Source organism: Curtobacterium sp. PhB78 (assembly GCF_003751685.1).
Taxonomy (GTDB): domain Bacteria; phylum Actinomycetota; class Actinomycetes; order Actinomycetales; family Microbacteriaceae; genus Curtobacterium.
The window spans coordinates 140,741-162,182 of sequence record NZ_RKIA01000001.1 but is presented as its reverse complement, the minus strand read 5'-3'; the positions used below and the strand labels follow the sequence as shown (position 1 = coordinate 162,182).

At 71.0% G+C, this 21,442-nt stretch carries 19 protein-coding genes; 14 read left to right on the top strand and 5 right to left on the bottom strand.

The genetic code is table 11. From position 1 onward, the window contains the following. Positions 1 to 125: 125 nt before the first annotated feature. The 7 genes from EDF53_RS00845 to EDF53_RS00815 all read left to right on the top strand — a co-directional run bounded on the left by EDF53_RS00845 (position 126) and on the right by EDF53_RS00815 (position 10,727). Positions 126 to 1,667, top strand: a complete 1,542-nt coding sequence (locus EDF53_RS00845) for an MFS transporter (RefSeq protein WP_123291813.1) — start codon at positions 126 to 128, stop codon at positions 1,665 to 1,667. Positions 1,668 to 2,014: 347 nt separating this feature from the next. Continuing rightward, complete coding sequence (locus tag EDF53_RS00840) at positions 2,015 to 2,887, top strand: sulfurtransferase (RefSeq protein ID WP_185020888.1); 873 nt, start codon at positions 2,015 to 2,017, stop codon at positions 2,885 to 2,887. A gap of 31 nt (positions 2,888 to 2,918) precedes the next feature. Next, on the top strand, positions 2,919 to 3,986 hold the full coding sequence (locus EDF53_RS00835) for an NAD(P)-dependent oxidoreductase (RefSeq protein WP_123291811.1): 1,068 nt from the start codon (positions 2,919 to 2,921) through the stop codon (positions 3,984 to 3,986). 2 nt (positions 3,987 to 3,988) lie between these two features. Next, positions 3,989 to 4,528, top strand: coding sequence for an ATPase (locus tag EDF53_RS00830; RefSeq protein WP_123292294.1), 540 nt, complete (start codon positions 3,989 to 3,991; stop codon positions 4,526 to 4,528). Positions 4,529 to 4,618: 90 nt separating this feature from the next. Next, positions 4,619 to 6,463 (top strand): thioredoxin domain-containing protein, encoded by a 1,845-nt coding sequence (locus tag EDF53_RS00825; protein WP_123291810.1) that lies wholly within the window; start codon positions 4,619 to 4,621, stop codon positions 6,461 to 6,463. An 18-nt stretch (positions 6,464 to 6,481) separates the two neighbouring features. Then, positions 6,482 to 10,339 carry an ATP-dependent RNA helicase HrpA gene (gene hrpA, locus EDF53_RS00820; protein ID WP_123292293.1) on the top strand — a complete coding sequence of 1,286 codons (3,858 nt, stop codon included), beginning with the start codon at positions 6,482 to 6,484 and terminating at the stop codon, positions 10,337 to 10,339. Positions 10,340 to 10,358: 19 nt separating this feature from the next. After that, positions 10,359 to 10,727 carry a VOC family protein gene (locus EDF53_RS00815; RefSeq protein ID WP_123292292.1) on the top strand — a complete coding sequence of 123 codons (369 nt, stop codon included), beginning with the start codon at positions 10,359 to 10,361 and terminating at the stop codon, positions 10,725 to 10,727. Here EDF53_RS00815 and EDF53_RS00810 read toward each other — a convergent pair whose 3' ends face one another. Further along, positions 10,728 to 11,282, bottom strand: a complete 555-nt coding sequence (locus EDF53_RS00810) for a YbaK/EbsC family protein (protein WP_123291809.1) — start codon at positions 11,280 to 11,282, stop codon at positions 10,728 to 10,730. It abuts the gene before it with no gap. Positions 11,283 to 11,322: 40 nt separating this feature from the next. On the opposite strand from EDF53_RS00810, the gene EDF53_RS00805 reads away from it, so the two are divergent. Then, positions 11,323 to 12,015 (top strand): maleylpyruvate isomerase family mycothiol-dependent enzyme, encoded by a 693-nt coding sequence (locus EDF53_RS00805; protein WP_123291808.1) that lies wholly within the window; start codon positions 11,323 to 11,325, stop codon positions 12,013 to 12,015. Next, positions 12,012 to 12,665 (top strand): CatA-like O-acetyltransferase, encoded by a 654-nt coding sequence (locus EDF53_RS00800; protein ID WP_123291807.1) that lies wholly within the window; start codon positions 12,012 to 12,014, stop codon positions 12,663 to 12,665. Before EDF53_RS00805 ends, EDF53_RS00800 begins: the two co-directional genes overlap by 4 nt. A 158-nt stretch (positions 12,666 to 12,823) precedes the next feature. Here the strand turns inward: EDF53_RS00800 and EDF53_RS00795 are convergent, their stop codons facing one another. From EDF53_RS00795 to EDF53_RS00785, 3 genes are read right to left on the bottom strand one after another with little or no spacing between them, the layout of a single operon-like run. Beyond that, positions 12,824 to 14,446, bottom strand: a complete 1,623-nt coding sequence (locus tag EDF53_RS00795) for an extracellular solute-binding protein (protein ID WP_123291806.1) — start codon at positions 14,444 to 14,446, stop codon at positions 12,824 to 12,826. A 5-nt stretch (positions 14,447 to 14,451) separates the two neighbouring features. After that, a complete protein-coding gene (locus tag EDF53_RS00790) occupies positions 14,452 to 15,378 on the bottom strand; it encodes a carbohydrate ABC transporter permease (protein WP_123291805.1) in 927 nt (308 codons plus the stop codon). Further along, the gene (locus tag EDF53_RS00785; protein ID WP_260215146.1) at positions 15,375 to 16,364 is read right to left on the bottom strand and encodes a sugar ABC transporter permease; all 990 of its coding nucleotides are present in this window, start codon (positions 16,362 to 16,364) and stop codon (positions 15,375 to 15,377) included. Before EDF53_RS00785 ends, EDF53_RS00790 begins: the two co-directional genes overlap by 4 nt. Before the next feature lie 164 nt (positions 16,365 to 16,528). Here EDF53_RS00785 and EDF53_RS00780 point away from each other — a divergent pair, with 164 nt between their 5' ends. Further along, entirely contained in the window at positions 16,529 to 17,536 is a 1,008-nt protein-coding gene (locus tag EDF53_RS00780) for a LacI family DNA-binding transcriptional regulator (protein WP_123291804.1), read from the top strand. Between the two features lie 61 nt (positions 17,537 to 17,597). Beyond that, positions 17,598 to 17,984, top strand: a complete 387-nt coding sequence (locus EDF53_RS00775; RefSeq protein ID WP_243698104.1) for a VOC family protein — start codon at positions 17,598 to 17,600, stop codon at positions 17,982 to 17,984. A gap of 147 nt (positions 17,985 to 18,131) precedes the next feature. Here EDF53_RS00775 and EDF53_RS00770 read toward each other — a convergent pair whose 3' ends face one another. Beyond that, positions 18,132 to 18,878 (bottom strand): alpha/beta hydrolase, encoded by a 747-nt coding sequence (locus tag EDF53_RS00770; RefSeq protein WP_311316826.1) that lies wholly within the window; start codon positions 18,876 to 18,878, stop codon positions 18,132 to 18,134. Between the two features lie 83 nt (positions 18,879 to 18,961). On the opposite strand from EDF53_RS00770, the gene EDF53_RS00765 reads away from it, so the two are divergent. The 3 genes from EDF53_RS00765 (at position 18,962) to EDF53_RS00755 (ending at position 21,429) form a co-directional block, all read left to right on the top strand. Continuing rightward, a complete protein-coding gene (locus tag EDF53_RS00765) occupies positions 18,962 to 19,459 on the top strand; it encodes a hypothetical protein (RefSeq protein ID WP_123291803.1) in 498 nt (165 codons plus the stop codon). A 19-nt stretch (positions 19,460 to 19,478) separates the two neighbouring features. After that, positions 19,479 to 20,027 carry a dihydrofolate reductase family protein gene (locus EDF53_RS00760; protein WP_123291802.1) on the top strand — a complete coding sequence of 183 codons (549 nt, stop codon included), beginning with the start codon at positions 19,479 to 19,481 and terminating at the stop codon, positions 20,025 to 20,027. Between the two features lie 103 nt (positions 20,028 to 20,130). Further along, on the top strand, positions 20,131 to 21,429 hold the full coding sequence (locus tag EDF53_RS00755; protein ID WP_123291801.1) for an NAD(P)/FAD-dependent oxidoreductase: 1,299 nt from the start codon (positions 20,131 to 20,133) through the stop codon (positions 21,427 to 21,429). Positions 21,430 to 21,442 lie beyond the last annotated feature (13 nt).

The following is a 21,442-nucleotide window of genomic DNA, read 5'->3' as shown; positions in this document are numbered from 1 at the left end:
CCTTCCGTTTCGGTCTACACTGTCGACAAACGGATGCCGTGCATCCGTTTGACACCTCTCCTCTTCGAAACGCCCGACGGTGCGCGCTTCGTGCTCCCCCTCCAACCTTCTCGAAGGAGGCTGCCGTGACGGCAGAACACACCGTGCCGACCCCCACCGGGGCAGCACCCACGACTTCTGGCACTACCCCCGCCAAGAGCAACCACCGCTGGATCGCCCTGGCGGTCATCGCCCTCGCCCAGCTGATGGTCGTGCTCGACGCCACCATCGTGAACATCGCGCTCCCCTCGGCCCAGGCCGACCTGGGGTTCGGCACCGACCAGCGCCAGTGGATCGTCACCGCGTACTCGCTGGCGTTCGGCTCGCTCCTGCTGCTCGGCGGGCGCCTCGGCGACCTGTTCGGCCGCAAGAACACCTTCATCATCGGCCTGGTCGGCTTCGCGGTCGCGTCCGTGCTCGGCGGCCTCGCCGACTCGTTCGGCCTGCTCGTCGCGGCCCGCGCCCTGCAGGGTGTCTTCGGCGCCCTGCTCGCACCGTCCGCGCTCGGCATGCTGACCACCACGTTCCGCGACCCGAAGGAGCGCGGTCGTGCGTTCGGCATCTTCGGCTCGATCGCCGGTTCCGGTGCGGCCATCGGCCTGCTCCTGGGCGGCGTGCTCACCGAGTACGCGTCGTGGCGCTGGTGCCTCTACGTCAACGTCGTCTTCGCCGTGCTCGGCGTGATCGGCGCGCTCGTCTTCATGGAGAAGCCGCCGAAGGTCGATCGCCCGCGCATCGACGTCGCCGGCGTCATCACCATCACCGCCGGTCTGGTCGGTGTCGTCTACGGGTTCTCGAACGCCGAGACCAACGGCTGGGACTCCCCCGTCACCATCGCGATGCTCGCCGGTGGCGTCGTCCTGATCGCCGCGTTCGTGTTCATCGAGACCCGTGTGGCGCACCCGCTGCTGCCCCTGCGGGTCGTGCTCGACCGTGACCGCGGTGGGTCGTTCATCGCGATCGGCCTGGTGGCGATCGGCATGTTCGGCATCTTCCTGTTCCTGACCTACTACCTCGAGCAGACCCTCGGGTTCAGCTCGCTGCAGACCGGTCTGGCCTTCCTGCCGATGCCGCTGTCGATCATGATCTCGGCGACGCAGATCGGTGGGCGACTGCTGCCCCGCATCGGCCCGAAGATCCTGATCTTCGCCGGTGGCCTCGTCGCCGCGATCGGCCTGCTCCTGCTGCTGCGCACCGACCTGGACAGCTCCTACGCGGGCACCGTCCTGCCGGCGCTGATCGTCATCGGGCTCGGCATGGGCACGATCTTCTCGTCCGCGATGAACACCGCGACCACCGGGGTGGCCCGCGCCGACGCCGGTGTGGCCTCGGCGACGGTCAACACCATGCAGCAGATCGGTGGCTCGATCGGCACGGCGCTGCTGTCGACGATCTTCGCCGACGTCGTGAAGAACAGCCTGACCGGGCTGTCGGCGGCGCCCACGAAGCTGCAGCAGGCGCAGGCCACGCTCGACGGCTACCACGTGGCGTTCGGCATCTCGGCCGGTGTGCTCGTGCTCGTCGCCCTCGCGGGTGGCCTGCTCATCAACCGGCAGTCGGTGCGGCTCGACCGGCTCGCCCACGCCGCGTCCACGACGACCGGGAGCATCCCCGCCGCCGCACACTGACGCGTCAGCTCGTCCGAACGGCCCGTCCTGGTTCTGCCGGGGCGGGCCGTTCGTGCGTGTGGGTGCGGGCCGGGGTGCGGGCGGGGCGGGGGCGCGGGCGGGGGCGGTTGCGGGCGGGGGCGTGTGCCGGGTCGCGCGGGTTTTGCGACGTTCCACGAGTCGTTCAACGCGTGGATCGTCGGAACATGCACCCGCAGTCATTGCGTGTGCATGTTGCGACGAACCACCGGTCGAACAACTCGTGGATCGTCGGAACATGCGCACGCACCAGCCACCACACGCGCCCCGGTTGCTCCGTGTGTCGGTTTCCCTGTCACCCGTCAGTGGTCCGCATTATCGTGTGCGGCATGGCCCCCGTCCTGACCTCGCCGCTCGTGTCGACGCAGTGGCTCGCCGACCACCTCGGTGGTGACGAGCTCGTCGTCCTCGACGCCTCCGTGCACACGGTGGGGACCGGCCTCGAGACGATGTGGCACTCCGCGGTCGACTCCTACGAGCAGCGCGGGCACGTCCCCGGCGCCCGCTTCGCCGACCTCGTCGACGCGTTCTCCACGCCGGGCGCCGAGGTGCCCTTCACCCGCCCGAGTGCCGAACGGTTCGAGGCAGCTGCTGGCGACCTCGGCGTCACGAACACCTCGACGGTCGTGGTCTACGACGACAGCGTCGGCGAGTGGTCGGCGCGGCTGTGGTGGATCTTCCGGTCGTTCGGCTTCGACTCCGTCGCGGTCCTCGACGGCGGGTTCACGAAGTGGCGCGACGAGGGCCGACCGGTCCGCGTCGGTGCCCTGCGCCAGGCACCATCGCCGGCGAAGGCGCCCGACGACGACAGCGCCTTCCTCGCCGGTGAAGAACGCCCGCTCTGGGCCGACCACGCCCGTGTCCGCCGAGCAGTGACGGGCGAACAGCCCGCGGCACTGGTGTTCGCGGCGCCCGCAGCGGCCCTCGGCGACGACCACCCGCCGATCATCCCGGGGAGCACCCCGATCACCGTGGACACCCTGGTCGACCCGGACACCAACGCGTACCTGCGCGGGCCGAAGCTCGCCGAGGCGTTCGCCGCGGTCGTCGGCGAGGACGAGATCGTGACGTACTGCGGGGTCGGTAGCGCCGCGTGCGTCGATGCCCTGGCGCTGACCGTGCTCGGCCACGACAAGGTCACCGTGTACGACGGCTCGCTGTTGGACTGGTGGCGGCACGAGCCCCAGGCCCTGGCGTCCTGACGACGACGCGCGTCCCGGCTAGCGTTGGCGCATGAGCTCCAGACGCGCGGTCATCCTCGGCGGTACCGGCGGGATCGGTTCGGCCGTCGCGCGTGAGCTCCTCGACGCCTCCGGGCGGGGCGGCGACGACTGGCAGGTCGACGTCGTGGCGCGCCGCGGTGGCCCGGCAGCCGATTCCCTCACCGCCCGCGGCGCGACCTTCACCGCGGGTGACCGCCGCGACACGAGCACCCTGCGCGACCTCCTCCGCCCCGGCGCGGACCTGCTCGTCGACACCGTGGGGCTGACCCGCGACGACGCGACGCAGCTCCTGCCGTTCCTCGACGACGTCGGTTCCAGCGTCTTCGTCTCCTCGCGTGCGGTCTACGTCGACGAGCAGGGTCGGCACGCGAACTCGACGGACAAGCCGGTCTTCGGCGCCGCGGTCACCGAGATCCAGCCGACCGTCACGGCGGGCGACGGCGACCCGACCAGCCGTGACGGCTACGGCGCGGCGAAGGTGGCGTCCGAGCAGGTGCTGCTCGACCACGGCGCCCCGGTCACGGTGCTGCGCCCCTCGAAGGTGTACGGCGTCGGCATCGGCCGTCCACGCGAGTGGTTCGTGGTCCGCCGGGTCCTCGACGGCCGCGAACGGATCCTGCTCGCCGACCACGGCCGCGGTGTGGACCACACGACGGCGGCGAGCGGCATCGGCTCGCTCGTCCGACTGGTCGCGGACGCTCCGGACCGGCGCATCCTCAACGTCGCCGACGAGACCGCGCCGACCGCGCTCGAGATCGTGCGGACGATTGCTGGGCACCTCGACCACCGGTTCGACGAGGTCCTGCTCGACGCGGACGCCCCTGCCTTCGTCGGCACGACCCCGTGGTCGTCGCCGTCACCGTTCGTCCTCGACACGACGGCGGCACGCGCGCTCGGGTGGCAGCCGACGACCTTCGCGACCGCGGTCCTGCCCGAGCTCGACTGGTTGGTGGAGACGGCGCAGTCCACACCGGCGGACGGCGACGTGCCGTGGGCCGACGACCCGTTCTGGGACCGCATGTTCGACTACGGCCCCGAGGACGCTGCCCTCGCGCTCCTGTCGCTGGGCCTCGGGTGACGGTGCCGAGCACGCCCCGCTGCGAGGTCCTGTTCATCGGCGGGCGGTCCGGTGTCGGCAAGTCCACCGCTGCCGAGGCGCTGCACGACCTGCTCGTCGCCGCGGACGTGCGCCACGCGGTGATCGAGGGCGACCTGCTCGATCTGGCGCACCCGGCGCCGCACGTCGAGCACCCCGAGGCACGGCTCGCCGAACGGAACCTCGCAGCCCTGTGGACGTCCTACCGCGAGCTCGGCCACCGCCGGTTGGTCTACACGAACACCGTTTCCGTGCTGGAACACGAGCGTCTGGCGGCCGCCATGGGCGACGATCCCGTGGTCACGACGGTCCTGCTGCGCGCGGCAGACGGTCCCACCGCCGAGCGGCTGGCCCGACGGGCAGGTGGCGACGTCCCGCAGGCGCAGCTCGCGCACAGCACGCGGACGGCCGGGAGGCTCGACTCGGCTTCCGGGGACACGGTCACCCGGGTGGACACCGACGATCTCACCCCCGCCCAGGTCGCGCAGCGCCTCGCCGCGTTGACGGGGTGGCTCCCCCGCTGACCATCCCGCTGCGGCCTGTGGACTCCGCGATCCGTCCACAGATCGCGTCCGCCGCTGGCCCGCTCAGTCGCCACGGGGCACGCTGGAGCCATGAACGACAACCGACTCGGCACCTCGGTCAGCCCGTACCTCCGGCTGCACGCCGACAACCCCGTGGACTGGCGCGAGTGGGGCCCCGAAGCCTTCGCCGAGGCACGTGAGCGCGGCGTCCCGGTCCTGGTGTCGGTCGGCTACGCCACGTGCCACTGGTGCCACGTCATGGCGCGTGAGAGCTTCGCCGATCCGGACATCGGTTCACTGCTCCGCCAGGACTTCGTCGCCGTCAAGGTCGACCGCGAAGAACGTCCCGACGTCGACGCCAGCCTGATGGCCGCCGCGAGCGCGTTCACCCAGCAGCTCGGGTGGCCCCTGACGACGTTCCTGACGCCCGAGGGCCACGTGTTCTTCGCCGGCACCTACTTCCCGCCGACCCCCGTCGGTCAGGTGCCCGCGTTCCGGCAGATCCTGGCGGCGGTGCTCGATGCGTGGACCGAGCGGCGGCACGAGGTCGACGCGAACGCCGCGGCCATCGCGACGGCGATCCGGCAGGGGGCCGAGGCGGACGCGACCGCCCGCGCGGCCGAGGGTGCTGACGGAGCCGACCCGCGCCTCCCGTCCGCCGACAGCATCCGGGCCGTCACCGGTCAGCTGTCGCAGGCAGAGGACACCACCTACGGGGGTTTCGGCGGTGCTCCGAAGTTCCCGAGCACGCCGCTGCTGGAGTTCCTCGCCGACGCAGCACGCGACGGCGATGCCGAGGCCGACGGCCTGCTGGACCGGTCGCTCCACGCGATCCGGGCCTCCGAGTTGACCGATGCCGACGGCGGTGTCTTCCGGTACGCCACCAAGCGCGACTGGAGCGTGCCGCACTACGAGCGGATGCTCTACGACAACGCCGGACTCCTCGCGGTCGCCGGTGCCGAACAGGCGCGCGGCATCGCGGACTTCCTGCGCGACACCCTGCGGCAGGACGACGGGGCGTTCGTCGCCGCGCAGGACAGCGAGTCCACGATCGACGGCCAGCGGGTGGAGGGCGAGTGGTACCGACGGCCGCTGTCGGAGCGCGCGCTCCTCGAGCCGCCACCACTCGACGACCAGGTCCTGACCGGCTGGAACGGCCTGGCGATCCGCGGACTCGCGATCGCCGGTGACCGCCACGACGACCCCGAGATGATCGGCATCGCCCGGGATGCGGCCGATGCGCTGCTGCGGTCGCACGTGCGTGACGGGCACGTCGTGGTCCGCTCGAGCACGCCTCGCGGCGCGTCAGCAGCACCGGCGACCATCGAGGACGTCGGACTGCTGGCCGAGGGTCTGCTCGAGCTCGCCCTGGTGACCGGCGAGGTCACCTACGCCGTGACAGCTCGTTCCCTGGTCGACGACGGCCTGGCGAACCGGTTCGACGTCGACGCCGTGCTCGCCGGAGCGGGCACGGCGACCGGGGAACAGCCGCAGACCGCGATGCGCTCCGGCACGGTGGCGCTGGCCGCAGCGGCAGCCGGCCTCGCGGCGTTGACCGGGGACTCCGCGTACCGGACAGCGGCGGCGCGGTTGGTGGCCGACCGCGCGACGACGGGTACCGAGCGACCGCTCGGGCACGCCGACGCCCTCGGTGTCGCACTCGGCCTGCAACGACCCTCGCGCGAGGTCGTGGTCGTGACGTCGGACCCGCACGACCCGCTCCGCGACGCCGTCCGCGCCGCGCGCCGACCCGGCACGGTCATCGCTCGTGTGACCCCGACGCAGGCTGCGGATTGGGCGGCTGCGGGGTTCGAACTGTTCGAGGCACGGGACGCCCTCGACCCGGCTGCGTACGTCTGCCACGACCGCGTGTGCGCCCTGCCCGCTCGATCCGCGGCGGACCTGGCCGCCGGACTCGCAGCACCGGCGGCGTGACGGTATCCTGGAATGCTCATGTCTCCCACGCCGCCAGTCATCACGTACCCGCCCGAACTGCCGGTCTCGCAGCGGCGGGACGACATCGCGGCCGCCATCCGTGACAACCAGGTCGTCATCGTCGCGGGTGCCACCGGCTCGGGCAAGACCACCCAGCTGCCGAAGATCTGCCTCGAGCTGGGGCGTGAGCACATCGGGCACACCCAGCCCCGCCGGATCGCCGCTCGCACCATCGCCGAGCGCGTGTCCGAAGAGCTCGGCAGCGACCTCGGCGACCTGGTCGGCTACCAGGTCCGGTTCACCGACAAGGTGTCGTCGAACACCCGCATCAAGCTGATGACCGACGGCATCCTGCTGAACGAGATCCACTTCGACCGCGACCTGAAGCGGTACGACACGATCATCATCGACGAGGCGCACGAGCGGTCGCTCACGATCGACTTCCTGCTCGGGTACCTCAAGCGACTCCTGGTGCGGCGCCCTGACCTCAAGCTCATCATCACGAGCGCGACGATCGACCCCGAGTCCTTCTCGAAGCACTTCGGCGACGCCCCGATCATCGAGGTCTCCGGGCGGACCTACCCCGTCGAGATCCGGTACCGCCCGCTCGTGTCCGAGGACGCCGACGACACCGACGAGGACGACGAGACCGACTCGCGCACGGCCGACCGCGGCGGGGCGAACGGCGCCGACGATCGCGACACCCTACAGGGGATCACCGACGCACTCGACGAACTCGCGCGCGAAGAACCCGGCGACGTGCTCGTGTTCCTGTCCGGCGAGAACGAGATCCGCGACGCGCAGGACGCGATCGAGGGCAAGCGCTACCAGGGCACCGAGGTCCTGCCCCTGTACGGCCGACTCTCCGCCGCCGACCAGCACCGCGTGTTCGACCGACGCACCACGCCGGGGATCCGCCGACGCGTGGTGCTCGCCACGAACGTCGCCGAGACCTCGCTGACGGTGCCCGGCATCAAGTACGTCATCGACACCGGGACCGCCCGCATCTCGCGGTACTCCCCGCGCGCCAAGGTGCAGCGGCTGCCGATCGAGGCGATCTCGCAGGCCAGCGCGAACCAGCGTTCGGGTCGAGCGGGCCGCACGAGCGCCGGCATCGCGATCCGGCTCTACTCCGAAGACGACTTCGAGCGTCGAGACGAGTTCACCGACCCCGAGATCCTGCGGACGAACCTCGCCGCGGTGATCCTGCAGATGATCTCGCTCGGGTTCGGTGACATCGAGTCGTTCCCGTTCCTGCAGCCGCCGGACTCCCGTGGCGTGAAGGACGGCCTCGACCTGCTGCGCGAACTCCGCGCCGTCGACAAGGACGGCCGGATCACCAAGTCCGGACGGCAGCTCACCCGGCTGCCGATCGACCCGCGGCTCGGCCGGATGGTGCTCGAGGCCGGGCGGCAGGGCGTCGGTCGCGAGGTCGTCGCCGTCGTCAGCGCCCTGAGCATCCAGGACCCCCGCGAACGCCCGCTCGAGAAGCGCGCCCACGCCGACCAGATGCACGCCCGCTTCGCCGATCCGACGAGCGACTTCCTCACCCTGCTCGCGCTGTGGAACTACATCGAGGACAAGCAGGACGAGCTGTCGTCGAGCGCGTTCCGCCGGCTCTGCAAGGCCGAGTTCCTCAACTACCTGCGCATCCGCGAGTGGCAGGACCTGTACCGCCAGCTCTCCCGCGCCGCGAAGCAGGTCGACGTCCGGGTCGGGCAGTCCCGCTCCGACGACGGCGACGCGGTGCACCGGTCCCTGCTCGCCGGTCTGCTCAGCCAGATCGGGCTGCGCGACCGCGAGAAGCGCGACTACCTCGGCTCGCGGAACACCCGGTTCGTGGTGTTCCCGGGCAGTGTGCTCGCGAAGAAGCAGCCCGACGCGGTGATGGCGGCCGAACTCGTCGAAACCAGTCGGTTGTTCGCACGGACCGTCGGCCGGATCGACCCCGCCTGGGTCGAGCCCCTCGCCGGTGACCTGCTGAAGCGCACCTACGGCGAACCGCACTGGGAGAAGAAGCAGGGCGCGGTCGTCGCCTACGAGCGGGTGACCCTGTTCGGCGTCCCGATCGTGCAGCGGCGCCGCGTGCAGTACGCCCGGATCGACCCGGAGCACTCGCGCGAGCTCTTCATCCGCCACGCCCTGGTCGAGGGCGAGTGGGAGTCGCAGCAGGCGTTCGACCGTGCCAACCGGAAGCTCCGCAAGGAACTCGAGCAGCTCGAGGAGCGCACGCGCCGGCGCGACATCCTGCTCGACGACGAGAACGTCTACGACTTCTACGACGCCCGCATCCCCGCCGACATCGCGACGACCCGCGACTTCGAGGGGTGGTGGCGGACGACGCGCCGCGACCAGCCGGACCTGCTCACGATGCGCCGGGCGGACCTCCTGGACGAATCCGCTGCCGAGGCGGCGGAGGACGACGTCGAGTACCCGACCCAGTGGCAGAGCGGCGACCAGCGACTCGCGATCCAGTACCGCTTCGAGCCGGGCGCGCAGGACGACGGCGTCAGCGTGCAGGTGCCGCTCGCGCTGCTCCCCCGCATGCGCGAAGAGGGCTTCGACTGGCAGGTCCGCGGCCTGCGCAAGGAGCTCGTGACCGCCCTCATCAAGTCGTTGCCGAAGCAGATCCGCAAGAACGTCGTACCCGCCGCCGACTGGGCCGAGAAGATCGTCGCCGAACTGCCGGACGATGCCCCGACCGAGCCGACCGAGTCGTTCCGCGCGACCCTGGCCAAGGCGATCCAGCGCATGACCTACGTGCCGGTGTCGGAGTCCGACTTCGACCTGACCCGCGTGCCGTCGCACCTGCTGCCGACCTGGGCGGTCGTCGACGAACGTGGTCGGCGGGTCGAGGCCGGCAAGGACCTGTCGGTCCTGCAGACGAAGCTCAAGGACCGCACGCAGCAGAGTGTCGCCTCCGCCACGGTGCGAGGTGCGGGACGACCGGGAGGCGCGGCTCGCGTCGCCGCCGCCGGTGGCGGAGCCGGGGTGGAGCAGTCCGGCCTGACGACCTGGCCGGCCCAGGACTTGCCGCAGACCCTCGACACCAAGCAGGCCGGTGGCGTCATCCGCGCGTACCCGTCCCTGGTGGAGGAGGGCTCCGGCCTGAAGGCGACCGTCGGCGTGCAGCTGCTCGCGACGCCGTCCGACCGGCAGGTCCGCATGCCCGCCGGGGTCCGTCGCCTGGTGATGCTCGCGGTGCCGTCGCCGGTGTCGTACATCCAGTCGCACCTGACCGCGCAGGAGAAGCTCGCACTCGCGGCGAGCCCGTACGCCTCCACGAACGCACTCTTCGACGACGTGCTCGCGGCCGTCGTCGACGCGGTGATCCGTCGCGCTCACCCGGACGGGCTCGTGTTCACGAAGGCCGCGTTCGAAGCGGTCCGTGACGCCGTGTCGGCGACGGTCGTCGACACGATGTTCACGGCGGTGTCCGAGCTCGCTGCCGTGCTCCTCGCCCAACGGTCCGCCGAACGAGCACTCAAGCAGGCGAACTCGATGTCCCTGCTCGGTGCGCTGACGGACATGCGCCAGCAGATGGAGCGTCTCGTCTCCCCGGGGTTCGTCTCCGTCGCCGGGACCGACCGGCTCCGGCGCATCCGGGTCTACCTGCAGGGCATCGAGGCGCGCGTGCAGAAGCTGCTGCAGAACCCCGGGCGCGATGCCACGTGGATGCGCGAGGTCACCGTCGCGACCGACCGCTACGTCGACGCCGGCGGGGCCTTCCCTCCGGCAGTCGGTTCGCACGCCGAGCTCGTGCACGCGCGGTGGATGCTCGAGGAGTTCCGCCTCAGCCTGTTCGCCCAGGAACTCGGCACCGCTGAGACGGTGTCGTTGCAGCGGATCACGAAGGCCCTGACCGCGGCGCGCTGATCGGTCTACCGTGACGGCCATGATCGGCACACTCGACATGGTCGTCCTGGACTGCGCAGACCCTCGCGGCCTGGCGCGCTTCTACGCGGAGCTGCTCGGCGGCGAGATCGTCGGCTTCGACGAGGACTGGGCCGAGGTCGCGCTCCCCTTCACCGACCAGCGGCCGCTCCTGGCGTTCCAGCAGGTCGAGGACTACCGCGCACCGGAGTGGCCCGGCCAGCTCGTCCCGCAGCAGAGCCACCTCGACGTGAAGGTCGAGGACCTCGACGACGGCGAGGCCGCGGTCCTGGCGATCGGTGCGACCGCGACGGGCTCGGCGACCCCGACGTTCCGCGTCTACCTCGACCCGGCGGGCCACCCGTTCTGCCTCATCCGCCCGAACGACTGATCAGGCTTCGGTCGCGAGCCCTTCGGTCGCCAGGCCCTCGACGACCTGCACACCCGGCAGCGCTCCGAGGACGGTGCCGGGCAGGAACACCTTCGCACCGCGGCGGCCTGCACCGATCACGGCGTCCGGTGCATCGAGCACGCGGGAATCGACGTACACCGGCCAAGCGGAGGGCAGCCCGATCGGGGTGATCCCGCCGTACTCCATGCCCGTCAGCTCCACGGCCTGGTCCATCGGCGCGAAGCTCGCCTTCCGCACGTCGAGCAGCTTCCGGACGACACGGTTCACGTCGAGGCGGGTGTGGGCGAGCACCACGCACGCGGCGAACCGGACGTCCTCGCCGCGCTTGCCCGCGACGATAATGCAGTTCGCCCCGCCGTCGAGCGGGAAGCCGTACGCCTCCGAGAACGCGGCGGTGTCGGCCAGGTCAGGGTCGATCGGAGCTGCCTCGATCCGTGCGGCGACGCCGGCGGGCAACGCGGCGAGCGCCGCGGCGACGGGTGCGGCCAGCAGTTCCGGGGCGGTCGGGGCAGGAACCCGTTCGAGCGTCGGCATGGCTCCACCCTAGGGAGCACCTCGTGACCATGCTGGCTCCATGTCGACGTACGGCACCCACCTCACCGCCCTCGCCGGAGCAGCGCAACGGTTCGACGACGTCCTGCGGTCCGGCGACCGCGCGGCACCGGTGCCGTCGTGCCCTGGTTGGTCCGTCGAGGACCTCGGGGTCCATCTGACCGACGTGCACCGGTGGGCGCTCGGGCAGCTGACCGGTGCGGAGCCCGCACCGCTCGCGCACGACGACCTCGCGGACCGCTTCCGCACGGGAGCCGACGAACTCGTCGCGGCACTCCGGGCACGCTCCTCGGACACCCCGTGCTCGGCGATCTACCCGCCGGACACGGCCGCGACCTGGGCACGTCGCCAGGCGCACGAGACCGCGATCCACCTGTGGGACGCGCAGCGGGCGCTGGGAGTCGGGCCGGGCCTCCCGGTCGAGCTGGCGACCGACGGCGTTCGTGAGGTCGTCGGTGACCTGTACCCGCGTCAGGTGCGGCTCGGCCGCATCGCGCCGCTGGCGCGGACCGTCGTGTTCGCGTTCTCAGACGCACCCGGCGAGGCCACGCTCGACGGCGCGGACGGTGGCGACGCCGCCGTCATCGTCACCGGTCGGGCGGAGGACGTGCTGCTCCTCCTGTGGAAGCGACGGGCGCTCGTCGAGGCCGCGTTGACGATCAACGGCGAGCGGGCAGCACTCGACGCCGCACTCGCGACCAGACTGGTGCCATGACAGAGCTCCGACCGATCGACCTGGCCACCTGGCCCCGCCGCGAGCACTTCGAGCACTACCGGCAGCGTGTGCAGTGCTCCTACGAGGTGACCGTCGACGTCGACGTGACGGCCTTCGTCGCGGCGGTCCGCACGAGCGCGGCGAAGACCTACGCGTCCCAGATCTGGGCGATCGCGACCGTCGTCAACCGCCACGCCGAGTTCCGGATGCAGCTGCTCGACGACGGCTCCCCCGGCGTCTGGGACGTCGTGCACCCGATGTTCACGGTGTTCCACCCGGACACGGAGACCTTCTCGGCGTTGGTCGTGCCCTACGACGAGGACCCCGGCCGGTTCCACGCCGCCGCGGTCGACACGATGGATCGGTACCGGGACGACGTCCGGATGTTCCCGCAGGACGACCGGCCCCGGAACGTGTTCGACGTCTCCACCCTCCCCCGCACGTCGTTCACGGGGTTCGCGCTGCACGTCCGCGACGGGTACGACCACCTGTTGCCGATCGTCACGCTCGGCAGGTACCGGACGGAGGGCGACCGCACGGTGATGCCGATGGCGCTGCAGATCAACCACGCGGCGGCCGACGGTTTCCACACCTCGCGGTTGGTCCAGGAACTCGAGGACCTGTTCGCCGATCCGTCGTGGCTGGTGTGAGCGCGCCGCGCTGACGGACGGGAGGCCCGTGGCGGACCCCGCCACGGGCCTCCCGTCCGCTCGCCCCGAGTCCAGGGCCGCGCAGGACGCCGTCGTGTGCGCGAGACGCCGCGAAACGGCGTGGCGTCTGGGCGCCACACCACGCGACGACGATCCCCTCAGGACGACCGCGCTGCCAACGCCTGCTGGTTCTCGCGGCGGATCGCGTCACCGCCCCGGCGACGCCACTCTCGCACGGTCCCCTTCCACGACGACACCTTCGCCCGCCCGAGCAGCACGTCGTTGATCGCGTTCGTCGCGAAGGTGCCGAGGGCCGGCCCGGTCGTCGAGTTCGTCGGCGAGTACAGGCCGTAGGCGGGGTTCGGCAGCCCGCGGTCGACCCACGACGACAGCGACTCGTAGACGGTGTCCGTCATCGTCGGGTTGCCCGAGTAGTACAGCGGCAGCGGGCACTCGGTGAAGTACTGCAACGGGAACTCGCCGAGCGCGGTCTCGCTGTTGCCCGTCTTCGTGAGGACCGGCGCTCCGTCGCGGTACTCGAAGTCGCGGCCCTCGATGCCGAACTTGCGGTACATCCAGGCCTCGGTACCGAAGGGCGACGCGCACCAGTTCAGGACCTCGAGGAGCATCTTCACGCGCTCCTCACCGCCGGCGGCGACGGCCGCGATCGCGTTGTTCGGGTCGCCGAGCCACGGCTTCGACTCCGCTCCGGACGGTCCGACGAAGGGGGCGATGGTCAGCTCGAACCCGCTGCCCGGGGTGGCCTGCTGCAGCAGTCCGGGGATGGCGCTGTACGTGTCGGAGAGCATGAGCGCGGAGCCCTGCACGAACCAGACCTTGCCGTTGTAGGCGGTGATGCTGTCCGGGTGGACGAGGTCCTCGGCGATGAGCTTCCGCGACACCTCGAGCAGGTCCTGGTACTCGTCCAGCTCGTACATGTGGGTGAACCGGCCACCCTCGACCTGCCACTGGTTCGGCAGCCCGAGCATCGGACCGAGGATGTTCGTCGGCACCGAGGCGAGTGCCCAGCGGTTGCTGTGCGGGTCCGAGACGTCGCGGCAGACCTGCACGAACTCGTCGACGCTCGAGAACGCGGAGTCGACGCCGAGGGCTTCGAACCGGTCCTGCCGGCGGTACAGGGCCTGCGACGTCAGCGGTCCGCGCGGGACGGGGACGCCGTAGATGCCGCCCGAGTAGACGGTGCCGCGCCACGACGCGGTCGGCAGGTTGGCGAGGTAGGGGTAGTCGCGGACGCCACTGCCGGACAGGTGCGGACTGAGGTCGGCGGCCTTGGCCTCGAGGAACTGCGGCAGGTACGGGAACGACCCGAACACCGTGAACACGTCGCCGAGGGTGTCGCCGGCGACCTGCGTGGCGAACTTGTTGCCGAAGTCGGCGTTCGGCGTGATGGTGAGGTCGAGGTCGATCCCCATCCGCTGGTCGAGCCCCTGCCAGTACGGGTTGCTGCCCTTCGAGGGCGGCACGGGCGAGTTCGTCGGCACGCTGCCGTGCACGGTCGAGCCGTCGCCGGGCTTGCCGTCGGTGGGCACGAGCGACGCCGGGATCTTCCGGAAGGCGCTCGGCATGAGGGCGCTCGTCTTCGGGAACGCCGGCTCCGGCCCGCCGGCCCACGGCACGTAGTCCGGCAGCGTGACCGCCTGGTTGATCGCCTTGACGTCGGTCGAGCGGGTCACGGTGGAGCAGCTGGCCAGGAGGCCCGTGGCTGCGACCCCGAGACTGCCCGCGATGAGCGCGCGGCGGGTGATTCCGTTGTTCGTCACGCTGGTCAGCCCTTCACCGCACCGGTCAGGACACCCTTGGCGAAGTGCCGCTGCAGGAACGGGTAGACGATGAGGATCGGCACGATCGAGACGACGAGGATCGCCATCTGGATCGAGGCCTGGGGTGGGAGGGCATCGGCGGACGCCCCGAGGTCGGCGCCGCCGAGCTGCGCGTTGTTGATCACGTAGGTGCGGAGCACCAGCTGCAGGGGCCACTTCGCGGTGTCGTTGATGTAGAGCAGCGCGTTGAAGAACGCGTTCCAGTACCCGACGGCGTAGAACAGGCCGATGACGGCGAGGACGGCCTTCGACAGCGGCAGCACGATCCGCCAGAACACCGCGAAGTCCCCGGCGCCGTCGATGCGTGCCGACTCGAGGAGCTCCTGCGGGATCGCCATGAAGAACGACCGCATCACGATGACGTTGAAGGCGCTCAGGGCGGTGGGCAGGATGAGCGCCCAGTACGAGTCGAGCAGCCCGAACTGCTTGACGACGAGGTAGTTCGGGATGAGGCCGGGCGCGAACAGCAGGCTGACGAGCACGAGGCCGAGCACGGCGCCCGACCCGTAGGAGCCCGGACGGCTGAGGGCGTAGGCGAGCATCGCGCTCACGAACAGGCTGATGAGCGTGCCGACGGTGGTGATGCCGATGCTCACGACCAGGGCCCGGGTGACGACCCCGCCGGCGAAGATGCTCTCGTAGGCGCTGAGGTCGAAGCCCTTCGGCCACATCACGAACCCGCCGGCGTCGTTCACCTGGCTGGTGGGTGCGAGGCTCGTCGACACGATGCCGACGAACGGCAGGATCACCACGAGGCAGATCACGAGCAGGACCGCTCCGGTGAGCAGCCGTCCGGGCAGCGGAGCCGCGTCCGGGCCACCGCGCTTGCGCTTCTTCGCCCGTGGGACGGTCACGGTGTGCGTGGCGGTCATCGCGACTCCTTCCGGTAGACGCCCGCTTCGCCGAAGACGTGCGCGAGCTTGTTGGCGCCGAGCACGAGCAGCACGCCCACGACGCCCTTGACGAGTCCGACGGCCGCGGCGACACCCCACTGCCCACCGAGCACGCCGTTGTTGTAGACGTAGGTGTCGAGGACCTCGCTGGCGGCACGACCGACGGCCTGCTGCTGCAGGATGATCTGCTCGAAGCCGACGGTGAGCGAGTCGCCGAGCCGCAGGATGAGCAGCAGGATGATGATGCCGCGCATGCCGGGCAGGGTGACGTGCCACAGCTGGCGCCAGCGCGAGGCGCCGTCCATCTTCGCCGCCTCGTACAGGCTGGCGTCGATCGAGCTGAGGACGGCGAGGAACAGGATCGTCGCCCAGCCGGTGTCCTTCCAGATCACCTGGCTGGTGAGCAGGGCGATGAACCCGTCGGGGTTGCCGAGGAAGTCGATCGCGTCGCCGCCGGCGGCACGGATCGCGTTGTTCACGAGCCCGGAGCCGCCGAGGATCTGCTGGAACACCGCGACGACGATCACCCACGACAGGAAGTGCGGCAGGTACAGGATCGACTGCACGACGCCCTTGATCCGCTCGGACAGCAGCGAGTTGAGCATGAGCGCCAGGATGATCGGTGCGGGGAACACGAACACGACCTGCACGAGGGTGATCACGAGGGTGTTCCGGAGCGCGCCGAGGAACTCGCCGTTGCCGTCGAACACCACCGAGAAGTTCTCGAACCCGACCCAGGGGCTGCGGCCGAGCGGCACGAACGGCAGGTACTCCTGGAATGCGATGAGGTTCCCGAGCAGCGGCAGGTAGTGGAACCCGAGCAGCAGGGCGACTCCCGGCAGGCCCATCAGCAGCAGCACCCGGTCGCGGCGGATCCGCTGCCACGTGCTCCGTCGGCGGAGCCCGGGGTCGGGTGGTGGTGCGGTGTGCGCGGTGGTCGTCGCGCGGACGTCGAGCTTCGTCACTCGGTGGCCTCCTCCGTTGGATTCCTGCAGCGACCCTGGCGTGCGGAGTTACAACGTGGCAATCCGTTGCCAAACGTTTCCATCGTTGTAACGCTCCAGTGAGCGCACACCCGCGGCCCCGCACGACGACTCCGCCGGAGACCTGCCGCGCTACGCTCGTCCCGATGCGCGCAACCGTGCGGGACGTGGCCACCCTCGCCGGGGTGTCGCCGAAGACCGTCTCCAACGTCATCAACGGCGGCGTGGTGGTGCGCCCGGAGACCCGCGAGCGCGTCGAACGGGCCGTCGCCGAACTCGACTACGTGCCGAACCTGTCCGCCCGCGGGCTGCGGAACGGCCGCTCCGGTGCGATCGCCCTGACCCTTCCCGAGATGGCCAGCGCCTACTCCGCCGAACTCGCGCAGTGGTTCGTCGAACTCGCCCGCGAGCGCGGATGGGTCGTCCAGCTCGACCAGACCGGCAACGACCCGGCCCGCGAGCGCGACCTCGTCTCACGAGCCCGCGCCCACCTCGTCGACGGCCTCGTGCTCAACCCGGTGTCGCTCAGCGCGAGCGTCCTGGCCTCGACCGAGGGGCTCCCACCGACCGTCGTGATCGGTGAGGTCGAACCCGAGCACGTCGACCAGGTGCACGTCGACAGCCGGGCCGCCGCCGAGCAGGTCACCGCCTACCTGGTGTCCCGGGGCCACCGCCGGATCGCGGTCGCCGGTGCCGCCCGGGCGTCCGAGCCCACCGCCACCAGTGAGCTGCGGGAGCGCGGGTACCTCGCCGCACTCGCCACCGCCGGGATCGAACCGGACCCCGCACTGCGGGTGCCGCTGCCGTCCTGGACGACGAGTTCGGCAGCGACGGCGTTCGCGGCCTGGCTCGACGAGCACCCCCTGCCCGACGCCGTGTTCGCCTTCACGGACTCGATCGCCTTCGGCGTGCTGCACGTCCTGGCCGCCCGAGGTGTCCGCGTCCCCGAGGACGTCAGCGTCATCGGGTTCGACGACATCGACGGAGCGGCGTACTCGATCCCCGCGCTCAGCACGGTGTCGTTCGACCGGCGGGCGTTCGCGACGGCAGCACTCGACCTGCTGACCCGACGGATCAAGGACCGGAGCCTGCCGCCCGAGACCGTGGTGGTGCCGCACCGCATCGTCGAGCGCGCGAGCGTCGCCGACCGCTGATCGGTGGTCGCTGATCGGTGGTCGCTGATCGCTGATCGTTGATCGGCGTACGCTCCGCGGCATGACCAGCGAAGACGCCTCGATGCCGACGCTCGCCGCGACCGTCCTGCAGTCCCCGGAGCCGATCGCCCTCGCCCGGTTCTACGGCGCCCTGACCGGGTGGACCGTGTACGAGGACGACCCGACCTGGGCCCGCATCCGCCCCGCCGAGGGCCCCGGTCTGTCCGTGCAGTACGAGCCCGAGTACGTCGCGCCGACCTGGCCCGGCACCGCCGATGCCCCCGGCATGCAGCTGCACCTCGACTTCCAGGTGGAGGACCTGCCGGCAGCCGTCGCCCGCGCCGAGGAGCTCGGTGCCACACAGGCCGCGTTCCAACCGCAGGACGACGTCCGGGTGCTGCTCGACCCGGACGGGCACCCGTTCTGCCTGTTCCTGCCCGGGGCCTGAGACAGGTTGGCCGCGCCCCGGGGTTCCACAACACGCCGGGTGATCGCCGCCGAGGTTCCGAACTGCGGCGATCCGAGCGCCGACATGCCGAGATTTCGGAACCTCGGGGACGAGACGGGACGGGGACGAGACGGGGACGGGCGCGCCTCAGGCCGGGTCGGCGGCCGCCAGGACCGCGGCGCGCGTGCGGGCGTCACCGAGGATCCGGAAGTGCCCGCCCACCGGCAGCCGCACGTTCGTCGCCCCGGACAGTTCACTGCCCTCCGGGATGAGCGTGTCGAACACCCCGTAGACCGAGGTGATGCGGGCGTTCGCGTCGAGCTCCCGCGCCAGTCCGGCCAGCACGGGGTCGGCCGCCCGGAACACCCGCAGGTGCCGTACCGGAGCCAGTCGCGCGTAGCCCGACCCGGCGAACGGCGTCGAAACGGCGACCATGCGGTCGATGCGGCCGTGGTCGTCGAGCTGGGTCATCGCGTACTTCCCGATGAGCCCGCCCTTGCTGTGCGCGAGCACGAGCACGTTCCGCAGGTCGTGCTCCTCGAGGTACGCGAACACGTCGCGCGCCGAGTCCGGCACCGGCCGCAGGTTGTGCCGCAGCACCGGCAGCACGTGCACCGGGTGCCCGCGGTCGTGCAGGGCGTCCATGAGCGGCCGCATGAAGTGCCACGTCTCGTAGACGCCGGGGATCACGACGACGGGCTGGCCGTCGCCGGTCCGGTAGTCGTCAGCGGTGGTGGGCCCGAGGCTCCGCACCTGCCACGAGATCGCGTACCACCAGTCGAGTGCGGCCCACCTCGCGCGTCGCACCAGCGGGATGCCGGGAGGCACGGGCCGGCCCGTGCGCGCCGGCTCCGTGCGGTACGTGGTCGGGTCCGTCTCCAGCTCATCGCGCACGAACCGAGGGTACGCGGCGGTTCGCAGCACTGCGTCAGGCTCGTCATCGGCTGCACATAGGGGCGCGGTGTGCACTGCCTTCCATGAGCGACACCACTCCCACGAACGGCCACGAGCCGGGCGACGCCGCCCGCACTCCCTCGGCAGCGGCACCGGCCGGCTGGGGTTCGGCCCCGACCCCGACCTCCACGGCGACCCTCGACGCACCCGCACCCGCACCGAACCAGTACGCCCAGCAGCCCTACCGGTCGGACGCCGGATCCTGGAACGCCGGCGACCCGAACGGCGCCACCCCGTGGTACGGCGCCTCGGCCCCGACGAGCCGGAAGAGCACACCGAAGCCGCCGTGGTTCTGGCCCGTCCTGGCTGCGATCGTCGGACTCGCAGCACTGCTCGTCGGCGGTGGCATCGGCTTCGCCATCGGGCATGCGATCGGTGGGGACCAGTCCCAGTCGACGACGCAGGTGCCCGGCACGAACGGCGGGACGAACCAGTTCCCGGGCAACGGCACCGGGCAGCTCCCCGGGTACGGATCCGGCAGCGGCACGGACGGCAGCAGCGACAGCGGCACCGGCAGCTGATCCGCAGTACGCTCCGGCCATGCGCAAGGTCACCGCAGGGCTGTTCACGTCGGTCGACGGCGTGGTGCAGGACCCGTACGAGTTCCAGTACGACAGCTTCGACGACGAGCTCGGGGCCGGGATGGGCGCGTTCATGGCCCGCACCGACACCGTCCTGCTCGGCAGGAACAGCTACCTCGAGTGGTCCGAGTGGTGGCCGGCGCACCCCGACGACCCGTTCGGACAGTGGATCAACCCGATCGAGAAGTACGTGGCCTCCACGACGCTCGACGACGACCTGACGTGGCAGAACACCACCAGGATCGCGGGCGACCTCGACACCTTCGTCCGCGAGCTCAAGGAACGCGACGGCGCCGACATCGCGGTGTGCGGCAGCGTGAGCGTCGTCCGGCACCTGCTGTTCGCTGGGCTCCTGGACGAGCTCCAACTGATGGTGCACCCGGCGATCGCCGGCGCCGGCCGGAAGCTCTTCGAGCCGACCGACCCGGCCACGCGCCTGCGGCTGGTCGACAGCACCGTGACGAGCAAGGGGAACGTCGTGAGCACCTACGCACGGCTCGACGCCTGACGGAGCCGACCCGGGCCTCCCGGTCGGCAGTGGACGGGAGCGGTCCACAGCGCGCGTACCCTCGTGGGTGACCACCTCACGAACCGAAGAAAGCCGGATCAGCATGCCCCAGGACACCCGCCCGCACGTCGTCATCGTCGGCGGTGGATTCGCCGGTGTCGCTGCCATGCGCGAGCTGGCGGACGCTCCCGTCCGGGTGACGCTCGTCGACCGGCACGTCTACAACATGTTCCAGCCCCTCATGTACCAGGTGGCGACGGGCGGGCTGAACGCCGGCGACGTGACGTACTTCCTGCGCAGCCTGCGCGCCAAGCAGGACAACGCCGAGTTCCGGCACGGCTTGCTCACCGGCATCCGGACCGACGAACGCATCGCCGAGATGTCCGACGGCGAGCACCTGCACTACGACTACCTGGTGCTGGCGAACGGCGTGAACACGAGTTACTTCGGCACCCCGGGCGCCTACGAGTACGCGTACTCGATGTACTCCCGCTCGCAGGCCCTGCGGATCCGCGACGAGCTGTTCACCCGCTTGGAGGAAGCCGCGGCGAACCAGGGCCCCGACGAGATCAAGATCGTCATCGTCGGCGGCGGCGCGACCGGCGTCGAGATGGCCGGCGCGCTCGCGGAGCTCCGCGACCAGGCACTCGAGGGGGCGTACCCCGAGCTGGACAAGGGCGCCATCACCATCACCCTCGTGCACCGCAGCGGCGAACTGCTCAAGCCGTTCGCCCCGCGCCTGCGCCGGTACGCGGCCAAGGTCCTGCGGAAGCGCGGCGTCGTCCTCCGGCTGAACACCGGCGTCTCCGAGGTCAAGGCCGACGGCGTGATGACGGCCGACGGCAAGTTCATCCCCGCCTCGCAGGTCATCTGGGCCACCGGCGTCGCCGCCCACAAGGAGGTCTCGGGCTGGGGCCTGCCGCAGACCAGCGGCGGACGCATCCAGGTCGGCGACGACCTGCGCGTCAACGGCGCTGAGCGGATCTTCTCGGCCGGCGACATCGCGGCGCAGTCCGATGCCCTCGCGCAGCTGGCCCAGCCGGCGCTGCAGGGTGGACGGCACGTCGCGAAGCAGATCAAGCGTCTGCTCGAGGGCAAGCCCACCGAGCACTTCAAGTACTTCGACAAGGGCACGATGGCGACCATCGGCACGAACGCCGCGGTCGCCCAGCTGCGGGGTGGCATCACGCTCGTCGGTCCGGTCGCGTGGCTGGCGTGGGTGGCGGTGCACATCGCGTCGCTGCTCGGCAACGGCAACCGGCTGTCGACGCTGTCGCACTTCTTCGTCCGCTACCTGTGGTTCATGCGGAAGCGTGCCATCCCGATCGTCGGCGACGTCCGGCCCGTGCGCCCGAACGGCGACCGCGAGCCGGAGCCGTGGCAGATGCAGAAGTCCGAGTAGTCGGCGCCGACGC

Coding starts and splice junctions, on each gene's coding strand:
- EDF53_RS00800 (WP_123291807.1), top strand. CDS start 12,012: ATGACAGAGCTCCGACCGATCGACCTGGCCACCTGGCCCCGCCGCGAG.
- EDF53_RS00810 (WP_123291809.1), bottom strand. CDS start 11,282: ATGCCGACGCTCGAACGGGTTCCTGCCCCGACCGCCCCGGAACTGCTG.
- EDF53_RS00760 (WP_123291802.1), top strand. CDS start 19,479: ATGCGCAAGGTCACCGCAGGGCTGTTCACGTCGGTCGACGGCGTGGTG.
- EDF53_RS00840 (WP_185020888.1), top strand. CDS start 2,015: ATGGCCCCCGTCCTGACCTCGCCGCTCGTGTCGACGCAGTGGCTCGCC.
- EDF53_RS00790 (WP_123291805.1), bottom strand. CDS start 15,378: ATGACCGCCACGCACACCGTGACCGTCCCACGGGCGAAGAAGCGCAAG.
- EDF53_RS00815 (WP_123292292.1), top strand. CDS start 10,359: ATGATCGGCACACTCGACATGGTCGTCCTGGACTGCGCAGACCCTCGC.
- hrpA (WP_123292293.1), top strand. CDS start 6,482: ATGTCTCCCACGCCGCCAGTCATCACGTACCCGCCCGAACTGCCGGTC.
- EDF53_RS00775 (WP_243698104.1), top strand. CDS start 17,598: ATGACCAGCGAAGACGCCTCGATGCCGACGCTCGCCGCGACCGTCCTG.
- EDF53_RS00755 (WP_123291801.1), top strand. CDS start 20,131: ATGCCCCAGGACACCCGCCCGCACGTCGTCATCGTCGGCGGTGGATTC.
- EDF53_RS00765 (WP_123291803.1), top strand. CDS start 18,962: ATGAGCGACACCACTCCCACGAACGGCCACGAGCCGGGCGACGCCGCC.
- EDF53_RS00805 (WP_123291808.1), top strand. CDS start 11,323: ATGTCGACGTACGGCACCCACCTCACCGCCCTCGCCGGAGCAGCGCAA.
- EDF53_RS00780 (WP_123291804.1), top strand. CDS start 16,529: ATGCGCGCAACCGTGCGGGACGTGGCCACCCTCGCCGGGGTGTCGCCG.
- EDF53_RS00835 (WP_123291811.1), top strand. CDS start 2,919: ATGAGCTCCAGACGCGCGGTCATCCTCGGCGGTACCGGCGGGATCGGT.
- EDF53_RS00825 (WP_123291810.1), top strand. CDS start 4,619: ATGAACGACAACCGACTCGGCACCTCGGTCAGCCCGTACCTCCGGCTG.